This is a genomic window from Candidatus Pantoea deserta (genome assembly GCF_003813865.1).
Lineage (GTDB): Bacteria > Pseudomonadota > Gammaproteobacteria > Enterobacterales > Enterobacteriaceae > Pantoea > Pantoea deserta.
The window spans coordinates 126,172-140,588 of sequence record NZ_RMVG01000006.1 but is presented as its reverse complement, the minus strand read 5'-3'; the positions used below and the strand labels follow the sequence as shown (position 1 = coordinate 140,588).

At 49.9% G+C, this 14,417-nt stretch carries 12 protein-coding genes; 3 read left to right on the top strand and 9 right to left on the bottom strand.

Features of this window, described 5'->3' with window-relative positions:
• Window positions 1–362: 362 nt before the first annotated feature.
• The gene (locus tag BBB56_RS10400) at window positions 363–584 is read right to left on the bottom strand and encodes a TraR/DksA C4-type zinc finger protein (protein ID WP_123800886.1); all 222 of its coding nucleotides are present in this window, start codon (window positions 582–584) and stop codon (window positions 363–365) included.
• Window positions 585–1,184: 600 nt separating this feature from the next.
• Between BBB56_RS10400 and BBB56_RS10395 the strand changes: the two genes are divergently transcribed.
• The gene (locus BBB56_RS10395) at window positions 1,185–1,631 is read left to right on the top strand and encodes a PACE efflux transporter (protein WP_123800885.1); all 447 of its coding nucleotides are present in this window, start codon (window positions 1,185–1,187) and stop codon (window positions 1,629–1,631) included.
• Window positions 1,632–2,087: 456 nt separating this feature from the next.
• Window positions 2,088–2,291 (top strand): Hha/YmoA family nucleoid-associated regulatory protein, encoded by a 204-nt coding sequence (locus BBB56_RS10390; protein ID WP_123800884.1) that lies wholly within the window; start codon window positions 2,088–2,090, stop codon window positions 2,289–2,291.
• 59 nt (window positions 2,292–2,350) lie between these two features.
• On the opposite strand, the gene BBB56_RS10385 is transcribed toward BBB56_RS10390, so the two are convergent.
• From BBB56_RS10385 to BBB56_RS10365, 5 genes are all read right to left on the bottom strand, one after another.
• Complete coding sequence (locus tag BBB56_RS10385; protein WP_123800883.1) at window positions 2,351–6,319, bottom strand: S6 family peptidase; 3,969 nt, start codon at window positions 6,317–6,319, stop codon at window positions 2,351–2,353.
• Between the two features lie 562 nt (window positions 6,320–6,881).
• Window positions 6,882–7,181: a putative quinol monooxygenase gene (locus BBB56_RS10380; RefSeq protein WP_123800882.1), complete on the bottom strand. Its 300-nt coding sequence runs from the start codon at window positions 7,179–7,181 to the stop codon at window positions 6,882–6,884.
• A gap of 40 nt (window positions 7,182–7,221) precedes the next feature.
• Window positions 7,222–7,584, bottom strand: coding sequence for a hypothetical protein (locus BBB56_RS10375; RefSeq protein ID WP_123800881.1), 363 nt, complete (start codon window positions 7,582–7,584; stop codon window positions 7,222–7,224).
• 140 nt (window positions 7,585–7,724) lie between these two features.
• Window positions 7,725–8,741: a zinc-dependent alcohol dehydrogenase family protein gene (locus tag BBB56_RS10370; protein ID WP_123800880.1), complete on the bottom strand. Its 1,017-nt coding sequence runs from the start codon at window positions 8,739–8,741 to the stop codon at window positions 7,725–7,727.
• A 229-nt stretch (window positions 8,742–8,970) separates the two neighbouring features.
• Complete coding sequence (locus BBB56_RS10365) at window positions 8,971–9,255, bottom strand: putative hemolysin (protein WP_123800879.1); 285 nt, start codon at window positions 9,253–9,255, stop codon at window positions 8,971–8,973.
• A 425-nt stretch (window positions 9,256–9,680) separates the two neighbouring features.
• Here BBB56_RS10365 and BBB56_RS10360 point away from each other — a divergent pair, with 425 nt between their 5' ends.
• Window positions 9,681–9,995 carry a NirD/YgiW/YdeI family stress tolerance protein gene (locus BBB56_RS10360; protein ID WP_123800878.1) on the top strand — a complete coding sequence of 105 codons (315 nt, stop codon included), beginning with the start codon at window positions 9,681–9,683 and terminating at the stop codon, window positions 9,993–9,995.
• 163 nt (window positions 9,996–10,158) lie between these two features.
• Here the strand turns inward: BBB56_RS10360 and BBB56_RS10355 are convergent, their stop codons facing one another.
• The 3 genes from BBB56_RS10355 to BBB56_RS10345 form a co-directional block, all read right to left on the bottom strand.
• Complete coding sequence (locus tag BBB56_RS10355) at window positions 10,159–11,124, bottom strand: hypothetical protein (RefSeq protein ID WP_123800877.1); 966 nt, start codon at window positions 11,122–11,124, stop codon at window positions 10,159–10,161.
• A 1,867-nt stretch (window positions 11,125–12,991) separates the two neighbouring features.
• Window positions 12,992–13,648, bottom strand: coding sequence for a helix-turn-helix transcriptional regulator (locus BBB56_RS10350; protein ID WP_123800876.1), 657 nt, complete (start codon window positions 13,646–13,648; stop codon window positions 12,992–12,994).
• Between the two features lie 52 nt (window positions 13,649–13,700).
• Window positions 13,701–14,291, bottom strand: coding sequence for a helix-turn-helix domain-containing protein (locus tag BBB56_RS10345; protein WP_123800875.1), 591 nt, complete (start codon window positions 14,289–14,291; stop codon window positions 13,701–13,703).
• Between the last annotated feature and the right edge of the window lie 126 nt (window positions 14,292–14,417).

Below are 14,417 nucleotides of genomic sequence, written 5' to 3'. Positions count from 1 at the left end.
TATTCAGAGCCTGAAAGGTTACTCCTGGAGCAGGAAGGCGACTAACATCCACGTCTTGAGGAGTAAATGGAAAAGGGGGAGTCATGTCAGGTTATGCGAGGCGGTTAGCTATCTGGCATAGCTCAGGCGAACAAATAACTGACGGAACAGTAAGAAAAGAAAGGGGCGCACAAAGAGGTTCATGACCACAGCAAGGCGCGTATCAGGTATCCGTCCAGCGAAAAGGCAGTGCGCGACGCCCCCCCTTGATCCGAACGATGACGCGTTGACCTCTCACATCACCCTGATAACCGAGCGGCATATTTCGCCCTGCTGTCTGAGGCACTGCCGACAGAGAGCAGGTCTGCAATCGGGGCTGTCGATCAGAGCTTTTGCCCGGTACGCTCTCTAAACTCCACGATTTCCTGACAGGTCACGCAGGTAGTCACAGAGGGGAGCAATTTGCGTCGCGCGGCTGGGATCAGTTCGCCACAGTTCTCACAGATGCTACAGCCGGGACGGCTTAATTTACTGCGGATTGCAGCAACTTCGGCACCCTCGGTGAGCGCAATGGCGGCCATTGCCTCATCAATAATATCTGCCATAGACGGCCTCAAATATTACTCAGGAATAATAATGCCAACATTTCCTGTTAAGAAACAAACAAACGCCTGAGCCTGGAGAACCTGGTAAAACAAGCGTAATTCTGTAACACGCACGGCCATTTTTAAGAACAATTTTTTGATCACAGCTCGCACGTAGCATTTATTTCATTAGCGCCAGCAGAAACAAACCCACTCCGCCCCAAAAGCCTGTGCAAAGCAAAAAAATCAACCACCATACATCGCTTCGAGTATAAGCCGGATGCTCATGCTTCATTTTTTCACTCCAGCAGGCCAGTACAACTCTTGTTAGAATCACCCTGGAAATATTTCAGTAAAATCTTTAATCAGAGGAAGTATTTTCCTGTGGAATGAACTTAAACCATACCGGTTAAATCATTTATCAACGGCCTGACACAACCCGCAGCGCCAGTTGATCCATATCAAAGCCTGGCCAGATTTGGCTCTATTTTTTACCCCCGTAAATATCACATTTAACCGGGAAGGTTCAGATTAGATCTGACCTGTTAACCAGGGTGGCTGATTGTTCGTGAAGAGTTTTTATCAGGATTCATCAGAGTACACAATTATGAGATTTTCGCTGTGAGTCATATATCGCCTCTGCCCCGTACCGTTACGGAGCGCGTATTCCATGCTGTTGCATTCGAAGTTGTCGCCAACCTGCTGGTGTTTACCCTGTTAATTATTTTTGCTTCTGCTGCTCCATCACAGTCAGGCGTACTGACCCTGGTCTCTTCTCTTACAGCAATGCTATGGAATTATCTTTTCAACCTGATTTTTGATGGATTGCAGGCCCATTTTGGTTTCAGAAAGGGGTTTCTGGCGCGAAGCATTCATGCAATAGCCTTTGAAGCAGGCCTGTTGCTGGTACTTATCCCTTTCGCTGCCTGGTGGCTAAGCATCACGTTACGCTCAGCGCTGAAGCTGGAATGCGGACTGGTACTCTTCTTTTTGCTTTACACGCTGATATTTAATCTCATCTGGGACAGGCTTAGCGAAAAAATAAAAAATCGCAACCCTTTATGTTAATAATATTTTTCTTCGATGCGAGCATAAAAAACATTACCGGCAGTTGAAAACATCAACAAGAAATAAACCAAACCCATTCTGCATTTTAATTTTGACAACAGCCGTTATATCGCCTCTCCTGATTTGTTAGCAAAGCGTTTTTTCCTGTTCATTCCTTACCGAGCAAAAAGAGAAAAAACATTATAATTCATTGTGCTAGATTGCCATACCATCTGAATATGTATTTCCCCTTCGACACTCACACCTGTAAAATTTATTACTTTTTATTTACGATTGAAATTCCGCACTGGTTGATATTATTCCTTTCCGACATTATAACTACAGCCAGGCACAGAAGTGCTGAAATATGCATTTATCAGGATGGCAAGACTGTAATCTGACTTACGACATCAGAAATATCTTAAACAGTAGTAGCAAGCCAGCTTAACTCAGTAATATTTTTGAATGGAACGAACAGTGACTAAAACAGACTATCTTGAGAAATTAAGGAATTGTCCTTCAACGGATATACTGGATATTGTTACCAGCTATATGCGTAAAAAAATCCCCGCTACCGACATCTCTTCCTTTGAAGGCGCATACGATCATCGCAAAGCAGAACTGATCATGAACAGGCTGTATAGCGAAGTCCCGACCGAAATCTGGCGACGGGTCTATTAAAACAAAGCTATAAAAAAGCGCATCACTTAAGGGGAAGTGATGCGCTTTTTAAGTTGATGTTAAAAGTGGTAAGAGAGTCCGACGATACCGCTGTAGTCGGTTTTAAAGTGGCCACCGAAGCTGCGTTCAGCTTTCGCATTGACAGACAGATCGCGATTTATCCTGCCCTCAACGTCTACGCTTGCCCGATAGCGATTATCAGACCAGGCATCATACTGACGGCCTGACTGACGGTCTGAAAGCGTCGTTTTAGCGCCGGTGTTAACCGGCGAATACTGGTATTCAAGGCTGGCGCTCAGGTTAATGTTTTCCAGTCCGGAGCCAAGGCCGCGTTTGACCGCCCTCACACCCGCCGAGCCGTAAAAGGGGGTACTGGAGCTAAGCGAGATGGTTGCATCCTGACCGGCCAGCGAGTAGCCGGAAACAGCGCCAGCGCTGAATGCGATATAGGGTGTAACCGCCAGCGAGTCACTGTCGCTGCCAAACTGGTAGCCTGTCTTTACACTACCAACCAGCATATGACTGTCGCGTTTTCTGGCGCTGATGCCCAGTACAGGATCAAGAGTGAACTCTTGATCGAGGTACAGATAGCGGCTGGTTGTATTAACAAACCAGCCATTACCCGGCAGCCAGGAGTAATACGCTCCCGCCGTTGTCAGACGATGGCTTTCACTACCCGCGCCTTTAACCTGCCCCTGCGAATAGCTGGCGCTTATACCGAAAAGTTGCCTGTCGCTCTGCGTGTCCCAGCCAACATGCAGAGTTTGCTGCTGCACACTCAACCCCAGAAAACTGCCTTTGCGGCGTTCAAGCGTTACCCAGGAACCACTGCTGTCAGGGAATGTACGCAGCGCCTCCGTTCGGTGGTGAAGCTGACTAACGGCTTCGCTCAACAGATACTGCCGGGAGGCCATCAGGGCGCGCGTATGACGAATCAACGGCTGGTTATCCTGAATGGTGAACCAGTCATCCGCAGTAAATTGAGGAGCTTGTTCCTTTTTCGTCTCTTCAGTATCGGACGTTTCTTTCTCCTGGATTGTATGATCATTTGCGGCGGCAGGATTCTGCGCTGGCGAGCCGTCGCCAGCGTCTGGCTGAGCATCATTTTCAGCCGGGGTATCTGGCGCGGCCGGAGTATCTGCCGCAGCCGGGGTGTCCGCCGCAGCCGGGGTGTCTGCCGCAGCCGGGGTATCTGGCGCAGCCGAGGTGTCTGGCGCAGCCGGGGCGTCTGGCGTCGCCGGAGTATCTGCCGCAGCCGGAGTATCTGGCGCTGCCGGAATATCTGGCGCAGCCGGGGTGTCCGCCGCAGCCGGATCTGCGGCCTCGTCAGTGGATGCGTCCTTATTGTGCTCAAGAACCCAGAGCACCCGGTCGTTTTCATCTTTAACCTGATAGTTCGGTGTATAAATGCTAAAACCACTGTAGCGGCTGGCAAAAGAAAAATAATCATGGGCGGTACCCGCGGGCGCATCGACCATGATGAGATCCTGAGCCAAAGCGACATCCTCTGCCGCGCTCACCAGCAAATTAACATCCAGCACGTTATCGCCGCCGCTCGCCGTTCTGTTAATAGTGAGTTTGTCGCTTTCCAGCGTTGAGGGTTTTACCCCTAAATCCAGTTTCAGGCCGGTCGCATCAAGCGCATCAACGATAAGCGTTTTAGCCGACCAGCTTCCCGCTGGCACCAGAGAGAGCGTTGCGCCGCTTTGCGCCTGCAATGTACTTAGACGACTATTGCCGGTCATTGCCCAGTGGGCATCCGCCGCCAGCGTCATGCGCGTCGTACCGGTGGAAGTGACGGCGCCCTGATAGCTGACTTTGCCGAGATAGAGGCTGGCATTATTGGCCAGCTGAACATTACCTGACACGGTACTGACAGGAAGCCGCGCCAGCGCATCAGCATCGCGTACCGGCTGACTGCAAGTGACATCATCCTTATAGACAATCTCATAGCAGCGCCAGCTTTTCTCTTCCGCCACGTCGCTATTGTTGTAGCCGAATGAAAGACGAGCCGACTCGTCAGCCACAAAATCTGCGCTTACGCTGGCATATTCACCCACCTGAAAAAGGGCATTTTTGGCCACCCTGATTTGGCTGGCCTTAAATAAAGACGTTGTCCAGTCATCCTCGATAACCACGCTACCCGCATGCGCCACAGGTTGTCCCGACAAGAGCAGCGTACCTTTATCCACACTGAGAGCGCCGTTCAGGTTCATTCCACCGGTCAATGCCGTAATCGCCGTTGTATTTTCAGGACTGACGGCGACCTCCATTGCGCCGTTAACGCCATTCTCATCCGTTTCCCCCAGGAAGCCGCGAAATACCTGATGGTTCAGCTGCGTTAAGCGGTAATTGATGGCGGCATCGGCATCTGTGCCGAGGTAGGTCCAGGTTGAGGTACTGCTCTTGTCCGTCGGGAAATACCAGTAAGAAGAGGTATTGAGCTGAAAGTATTCGGTATCTTTGGTATAGGGGTTGTTATATACATAGATGGCCCCTGGCGTTCCTTTCGGATTGCTGCCGTTAAACCGGTTAAAAGGCACATCTTCTGCGGTATAGCCGGTAATGTTCAGCCCGGCGCGGCCGTCGCTGCGATGATTCAGCAGCGTTGCGCCGCTATCGGTATGGTTGATCCGTTTGAAAGTCAGCGAGTTGCCATTTAAATCCAGCGTGCCGCCGCGATAGCCAAAATAGATGTTGCTGGTGGCAACCTGGCCAGCATCGTTCAATACCAGCGTCGGCCGTCCGCTCACCAGCGTGACCGAAGAGAAAGCCTGTTTGTTTCCCTCGGCATCGGCGCGCTGATCCAGAATAACCGTGCCATCGCCCACATTCAGACTACCCTGGTTAATGCCTTCAGCGTTGACGTGAAGCGTCCCCTCCCCCACTTTATGCAGCGCATCGTTCGCCAGGCCGTTTACCTGCCAGAGAACCCTTTTATTCGCGTCTACTTCAATACCGCCGCCGGTCCAGGTGGCATTCAGCCCGTCCGCTGGTTTGATGGTGTAATCGCTGGAGAACTGAAGCTTGCCTGCGCCCATATTGATGGGCGCATTAAGCACCACCTGCCCACCTTCACCGTTGAAGCGTAAATCTTTGGTTGCATCCAGTTCTTCACTGGTCGCCGCTGAGGGCGCGATGCTGGCATAAGACTGATTCAGCCCCACCCATGACCACAGGCTGTCTCCCTGGGTGATACCACTATAGTCCCAGTTCAGAACGCCTTTACTGGCTGCATCAGTCACATCCGGCGAGCGGTTTGCCGCCGTAATGGTGTCGATATAACCATCCGGAATGTATTCCCAGATACTGGTTTGATCGGCAATGCGATCGTCAACGAACGCCCCATGCAGTACACCGGCGACCTTCCAGCTTTTGTCCAGCTCGTCAAAGACCATCAGCGGACTGCCGCTGTCTCCCGCCATGGTGCCGATAGAGAGAGGGGACGTCAGCGCATTGTCCGGTCCGTAGCTGGTTGCCCGTAAACTTGAGGAAGTAAAGTTCACTGTACTGGCGTTAACGGTCCCGCCACTCACCCAGTTATACGCGCCGCTCAGAGTAATCCGCGCCGTCTGATCCGCATTGACCTGGCTCTGTGTGCCGCCCCCCAGTCGCGTATACCAGGCGTAGCGGGAGAGATCGCGCTTCATGATCTCCGATTTGACCACCGTCCCGGCGGGCGCCGCATCCGTGACCACTTTGTTCAGGCGAGGCAGGTGGAAATCAACGTTTGCATCCGTTGACTCATTACGATTGATTAGCCTGTAGGTCGCGCCATACTGCGCGCCGTTGCCAAAGCCGACCGTAGTGTAACCGGTATTATGTCGGGCGCTGGCAAGGTAAGACGGCGCGACAAGCGTGCTGTACCCGTTAGTGATCACCATGCCAAAGTCAGGCATAAGAAAATCAAGATAGCCGGAAAGCGTGCCATCTTTTTTGTAAACCGGAATATGCGTCGCACCGACAGAATATTTGCCTCTGTTTTCTGCGAAGTCGCGATACTCCTGGACATCGACATCGTATCTCATGATACCCGCATACGATGTGGTGCAGATAAAAGCGGTGCAGTAAAAGGTGTTTTTGCGAAAGTTTTTCAATGGAAACGTCCGTATTTATAATTGATTTATGCAACAGGCGCTAAAATAAGAGTAACACCGGGAAAAATAATCCTGACATTACACCTTTATAATATATTGACCCCTGTCAATAACCGTCCTGGACTTGAAGGGGGTTTAATATAAGCAATTGATTTTTATCATATAAAAAACATAATCATTATAACAAACATGTTAAAAACACATAAAAAAAATGATAAAAACCAACAAGAAACCCATTGTTATAAATAAAAAAATCACCTTGCCGACAGGTATGAATAACAAAAACAGCTGATAACAGACCTGCCTGCCAGACTGAAAAAGATGCGACCATTGCCTAAATAGCAAACATCTATGCGCTTATTACTCGCTATGTTGCAGCGTCATTTTCAGCGCGGCCTGAAAATATCGTTCGCTGCATATGAGGGAAGAAGGGGAATATTTCTCTGGCGAAAGAGGAAACAGAGCAGAACCTTGTCCGCTCTGTGAATAACAGTCAGGCCTGACCGCCCGCCAGTTTTTCCAGCACGATCACCTCGGAATGATCGATCAGCGGCAACAGCTCGGTAAACAGCTCGGTGATATGCGGCGCATTGCTATGCTTGTCCAGTAGCGCTTTCGACTGCCACTCTTCTGTCCAGACAAAACGGCGAGGATTTTGCGTATCACGGTTCAGCTGATAACGGATGCAGCCCTCTTCTTTCAGCGTTGTCTCAATCACACCGCGAAACAGCGCGTCGAGTTTGCTTTCACAGTCCGGTTTAGCAATAAAAATAGCAACAACAGGAACAGTCATACTGGTCTCCTTGGTAAAACTTACAGCCTTCTGTTTTCAGTCAGAAAAAACTCAATTTTGTAGCCTGAGCCATTTCGGTTTGCGCGTTTATCCGGTTATCAAAAATAACAGCCGCAACGGTGCAAGGCCGAATAGTACCTGAGTCATTGACGCTGTTATTTTCTTTTCCTGCGCTGAGCGTCTTAATGCAATTCTGAATTGCCTGGTATCCGTTGCTATGACTGTGCACGCTGAATATGCAAGAAAGAGCGTTCTCAGGTGAACGAAATAAGGTCGCCGACATCAGGCTCTCTGTTGCCCGGCGGGGACGCGGGAACGAGATGTCCAAACGCCCCTGCTGGCTATCCCTCCGACGCGCCAGCCCGTCAGGCTTTTTTGCTCCTGACGGCGGCCACCCGCTCATCCAGTCATTCCTGACAACCGTTGCTTGTCGGGTTGAACCGGGTGGCGGCCAGTCCGGCGACAATGTCCTCATCAGAGCAAAGGTTATCTGAAAGCCAGGCAAGGCCAGTTAAGCACGCGCAATTTCATTAGGGTGTTCGCTTACCATTCAACGGTGATTTTACCCATGTGCCCGCCGCTACGCTGAAGCGCAAAGGCATCGGCAAGGGATGAGAGTCCGGTGAAGCGATCGCTGATCACCGGACGCAGGCCGGTCTGATTCAGGGCGTTAACAAACTCTTGCTGCTGGCGGCGATTCCCCACAATCAGCCCCTGAATTTTTGCCTGCTTAGCCATCAGCAGCGTGGTGGGGATCACGCCCTCATGGCCTGTCAGCACGCCTATCAGGGCAATATGTCCGCCAATCTTAACGGCATTGACCGACTGCGCCAGGGTTCCTGGTCCGCCAACTTCAATCACGACATCTGCGCCAGCGCCATGAGTGAGATCCCGCACCGCGTTACCCCAGTCAGGCGTGGTGCTGTAGTTAATGGTTTCATCTGCGCCCAGGCTACGCGCCTGCGCCAGCTTCTGGTCAGACGAAGACGTAACAATCACGCGCGCGCCCATTGATTTGGCAATCTGTAGCGCGGTGATCGATACGCCTCCTGTACCGAGCGCAAGAACGGTGTCGCCGGCTTTCAGGGCCGCATCGCCAGCCAGAGCGCGCCAGGCCGTCAGGCCGGAGGTGGTAATGGTTGCCGCTTCAGCATGGCTCCAGCCGGCGGGCGCCAGCGTAAAATGGCTGGCAGGACGGACCACGTACTCTGCGGCAAAACCGTCAGCCCCATCGCCTGGCGTTTGCGTAAAATCCGCTACCTGAGCAAAAGGTCGGCCATCTGCCCACTGAGGAAAGAAGCAGGAGACAACGTTATCTCCAGGCCTGAACTCTGTTACCCCGTCACCGACCTCTTCAACTACGCCAGCGCCATCGGCCATCATGATGCGTTGCGGAGCGGTCGGCATCGCGCCTTCCGCCACCAGCAGATCGTGGTAGTTCAGGGAGGTCGCATGGATGGCGACGCGAATTTCACCGACGCCAGGCTTGCCGGGATCGGCCAGCGTCGTCAGCGTCAGATTATTTAGCCCGCCCGGCGCCGTTAAGGTCATAGCTTGCATAGTTCACCTCGTGTTCAGTTTGACAGAGAAATGTTCAGCATAGCTGCCGCCGGCATTAAGCGGACAAGTTCGTCGCTGGACGGCTTCAACTTTTTCAGGCGCTGCATACGAGAGAACAAAGGCAAAAAGACAGGCCAAATCATGCGCATAACCTGAATCCGGCTATGCGCGGCATAACGACAGAGGAAAGTGACAAGATATTTTATTAATTTATGTCAGATATAAATAATCACTCTTTCTGAGGACGGAATTCGTTTTGACTGCCTGCTGCTGGATGATCACGGCGGAACAGCGCCCACTCCTCAATCCGTTCACCTGAAGGTAACGTACAATAGGCCGTCACGCCCTTGTCGGTCTGAACCTGGGTGAGTTGCCCGCCCGACTGCACACACCAGTCGGCCGCGGGATTATGCATGTTTAACCGTTGCGGATGAGAGGCTTGCTGCGCGCAGGCGCTAAGCTGTAAGCCTGCCAGCATCAGCGTAGCGGGCAGTACCATGCTGTTAATCTTCATAAAGTCACTCCTGAACAGGTTTGAATAGTCTGGCGTAGGCGTTAGTTAAGCACAGGCTTTGATTTAGGGGATTTTCATCGTTATTTAACCTGATTATTGCCCTTGTTAAGGGCATCTGTACGGATAAAAGCCGATCCTGACAGGTTTCAGATAACAGTCGCCAATATTAATGCCTGGTTAATTAACCCTGCATAAACAATAAATTTTGCCTGTATGAACCTTTATGAGCTGCGATAGCGCCTGTGCGCTGAACGGCTCTTTTGTTAAGGAGCAATGGCTGATCCCGTGGCGGCGTCAGTGCGCAGATGACACATTCTGGCGAAAAATGAGGGCGTTAACACGCGTCAGGTCAAGGCGGGGTATCAGGTTAATTTTTACTATTCACCCGTTAATGGAAGTGGGTTTATTTATTAAAGGAGCTATATATGAAGAAAAAAGTGTTAATCGTTCTGGCGCTGCTCTGTTCCACATCGGCATTTGCGCGACAAGAGGTTAGCGTCGCTCAGGCTAAAGATATGCGTGACGATCGGCATGTTGCTCTGACGGGCACCATTACCGGACGCGCCGATGAGGATCACTACTGGCTACAGGATTCAACCGGCCGCATCCTTATTGACCTTGATGACGATGATGATGATGGCCGCTACCTGACGGGTAAAAAAGTGCGCATCACGGGGGAAGTTGATCGGGACAATGGCCACGTTGAAATTGATGTCGATCGGATCTATATCCTGAAATAACGGCGCTTTTTCCATGCAGAAGCTCACGCATGTGTGGGCTTCTGCAAAGCAATTTCAGCTTATTTCGCAGATAGTTTCCTGCTCGCGCAGTACAGGCCGCAGCAGATCATGCTTATCTGTACTTATGCTGTTATCTCTTCAGGCGGCCACGAATACGCCGTGTTTATCTCAATGCGGACGAGCCTGGCAGCGGCGCGCAATGCCGAGGCCCACCCTCTTGCACGCTGACATCACTGCTGAGCTGGAGCGTGACCGTATTGAAGGCTTCCCTTTCGCCGTTGCGTTTCGGGCTGTTCAGGCTGAGCTGGGCGGTCCACTTTGGGTGATTCCATTTCGTCCCCAGTTCTATGGCTGCTTTCGCCTCCTCTTTGAGAAAATGAGAAACTTTCCAGCGGGAATTTTCCAGCAGAGCTTTTCGCGCCTGATTTGGCGATGCAGGCACCAGGCCTGTTTTCCTGGGGTCAGGCAGATTGCGCGTTGGGGCAATATCCTGACTCAGCGGCACGCTGAGCTGTTGTGGTATCTGATGCCGGGGGATGTCAGTCATCTCCTGAGGTGCAGCAAACGCCTGCATTCGGGTTGCGTCCTGATTAATCTTCAGAGCGAAATCGCTATTATTTCTGGCCCTGGCCTCCATGCGCTGAAACAGGTCCTGAAGCCTGGCGAATGCCTTATTCATAACAGCGATGATGTTTGCACCGGTTACCGCCGTGGTACACAGTGACAGTAGCAGTGGATTAATGTTCTCCTGAGCGATCGTTATTTGCGCCAGCTGTCTGGAACAGACATCCGCCCCTCCCTCAATGGCTGCATCGGTGCGACCGTCATCGTAAAGCAATTTTCTGATTGTCACATTTTGGGAAACAGGATTATTTTCGTATGCAGACTGACCAGAATGATTTACTGTGCGCAGACCGGCGCTCAGCTGAAATTTATTCGCTGCATTTTTCTGTTCACTGTCGTAATAAACATCTGCGCCAGCCGGTCCCCCTGAATACGCTGAGGGATACCCGGCAGTCATACGAATCATATTAATAAATCCTGTTGCGTCAGCGTTTAAAACAGGATGTAAAAATACCAGCCCCATGAGTAAATGACGCAACGAATGTTTTGACTTCTCTGCAAACATAATTTTCTTCATGGTTAACGTAAAGTAACAAGTAAATGGTCGGCTATTTTCCTGCCGTCGCTTTTGCTCAGCGTGAACAAGTTGTAACCGCACAAAGCACCAGCAACCAACATTAATTCTACATAAATTAAAAATATAGATTTTTATGCTTAAGTTTAGCCATTTTTTATATCATTTAACTGGATAACCTCTCCCTGGGTCAGCGCAGCCCGTTTCAGAAAAGAACGAATGTAATCAGGATAAATCGCTTTTCCCACAGCAAAAAAAAGCGATGACCTGCGCCATCGCCCGTACGTGTTAAATCACACTTATGCCCTGCTACATTAACAACCCGTTCGTCGCGTCATCATTGTTATTACAGTCGTTATAACTGACGCCGCTTTGAGCTTCAGACAGGGAAAGCGTCCACTCTGATATATTCATATTAAGGGTGTCTGTTTCTCCATTGATATTTGATGCTGACACACCGTCGGTAATGCACTCTGTATTCGCATCATTATCATTATCTCAGTGACGTTGAATAGAGCGCTCATACTTGCTTAACGTGTGCGTTTGCGCTGCGTTCTTCGCTCTATGGACCGCTTTATTTACGCTCACTTTTTTTGAGGAAGTTCACCATTATCAAGTGTTATTGAAATTCCGGAGCAGCGTGTCAAACCTTCACCTTTTTAACGCTGGTGAAATCCGTACTGCTGATCGCAACAGCCTCATCACCCTTTTTCGCATCGATCGAAGTTGCGCCGTATGCGTCGAAAAGATCACTGCTATCGGTTTCGTTGAGATTTTAATGCGCAGGCCGAGACCCAATATGGATTGAGCCTTTTTATCGTCAGACACAGGGTGTTATTCCGGTCAATCAGACGGCTTTTCATCGCAGTCCCTTCCTCATCGCCCTGCTCCGATCGCTCCAGCTGGCCGTCCGTCAGCAAGTGGGCATCCGCCTGCTCGCCCCAGATCAGAGGTAAACAGAAATTGCTGGCCGACCTTATGGTTCACCGCGTTAAAATACTGCGCGTAGATGCCGCCTGGGCGCGCCACCTGGGCCGTGTCTGTCGCCAACAGGAATATGACCACGACGCGCCTCTCCAGGGGACTGACTACCTTCGACATGTGCTGTTCGTCGACCGTTGTCGATTGATCAAAAATGCGGTGATTATCGCGAGTCGTCCGCCGCATAAATGCGGTCCCAGACGCTTAGTTGTTATGATCCTGCCCCGTTGTCGCTGGTATCTCAGGCCACATAGAGCTGCCGTTGTCCCGCCGCCGCGAATACCTGCTTATTCACCAGGAAGCAGGTCGTTGCGGCATACAGCGGGCGGCGCCTGCTGCCCTCATTATTTGTCACAACAATGTGATGGTGTTAACAGGCTGAGAAGAAGGCGGTTCAATGGACAAGTTATCCTGATTGCCAGTCTGACCGGTCATTAATGAACCATCAGACCGCAGTATGATTACCGTCGAGTCAGGATTATTCGATGCTCTGGAAAATGCAGGTCGTCCGTTCTGATTTGCATCCGCGATGGAATTCATATGTATCGTCATGCTTTTTGCAGAAGAACGGCTCCCGCCGCCGCCCTCTGGAACACAGCAACAGCCGTATCGTCTCCGGCAGCAGCGCAATCCAGAATCAGAAAAGGCAACCCGCTCAGTGCATTCTCTCCAGCGACCAGCGGAGCGGCAGTGCATAGCTTTCGCCATCCGGGACCAGCTTAGCGCGTTTATCCTCAATAAGAGCTGACCTGTATTCGCTAACGTTGTCGAATGTCGGAATGTATTCCTGGAGGTTTCACTGCTGTGTGCAAAAAACACCCAGCAATGATAAAAAATCTGGATCAGGATGAAAGGTGAAAAGACAATTATCAAACGATCATTTTTTCATTTCAACGTCTTCAATTACGCCTTTATAAAGCTGGCTTAACGTTAAGTCATTAAGAAAAAGATACAATTCAAGCTCCCCTTTGAGGTCAAACTTTCTCATTACATTGTATTTGTGAGCATAAATAGTCTTCACTGACAAACCAAGACTTTTAGCGATCTGTCGAACGCTTTTCCCTTTTTTAAGAAAGCTCATTACCTGTAGCTGTACAAGCGAGATATGGGAGAAGGTACATTTCAGACAGTCTGACTCCGCGAAAATCTTTGCCTCCTGATTGCTGACAGTTAACCAGGCTTTGGTAATTTTATCTCTTACTTGTCTGACAGTTTCATAACGGCCTATGGCCGTTAAGGATTGATAGCAGACTGGCAAGGAGGCAGGATCAATATTGTGTGCATAATCAGCGAAAACAAGCAAAAGACTGCCCGTCTTCCGATAACGAAAGACGGGCTGGCACATAAAAAGACGCCATTGCGAAGAGTTCATTACAATGATATCAGCTCTTCGCAAATGGTCGCTATCAAATTCGGTCAGAAACTCAACATTTACGCTCGATAGCAACGCCTCCTTAATAATTTCAGAGACGCCAGTCCTAAAATAATAGTCCTCATCTCTGCAAAATAGTTTGATAACAGTAACAAAATCCATTTTATGCCCCGATAATTCTGGGTTATATGTTTTCAGCTATGTAGGTTTTATTTTAGCTGAATTTTCCGTTAACCAGCTCCAGCTCTCCTTTCTCTTTCAGTTCTTTGAGCACCCGACAAATCGAGCTTTTTGAAAGGTGAGAACTATGCTCAATTAAATAAAGTGCAGAAAACCGTTTTTTCAGATGTGGCGGGAGCTTTTTCCAGCGCCCGATCAACGAAATCACCTCATCATAAGAGTTGCCTTTGGGTAACTGTATATAGCTCATTAAGTCTGAATATTGCCCGGACACAATTGACATGGCATCGTTAAACAAATCTTTTTCGAAAACCAGGTGCCAAAACGTGTCATAATCTATGAAACTGACTTTCCCGTAGTCAATTCTTTCCAGATAAACGGGAGGGTCATCCAGCGCTGGGGTAACACCAACAATGAAAGGTGCAGACAAAATATTAAGAACTTTATGTCCGTTTTTTAGTTTAAGTAAAAAGTCACCGTCCAGTATGAACATAACCCGACGAACACTGTCTTTCGTCAGATGGTAACGGCGTTTGCCTCGCGAAATCTCATCAGGGTTCGCAACTTGCGTGTATCCCGCTAACGCATCGATGATTCGCTCATGATTCTCTGTCACTCTATGCATATCAATTGACTCAATCAAGCTGACAATCGCAGCCAGTGGTTAGTATCAACGATAACGAAGATCCGTTTTCATGGTGTAATTATTTTTGATCTCGTTGAGCTTAAGTTTCTTATACCTCCTGTTTTT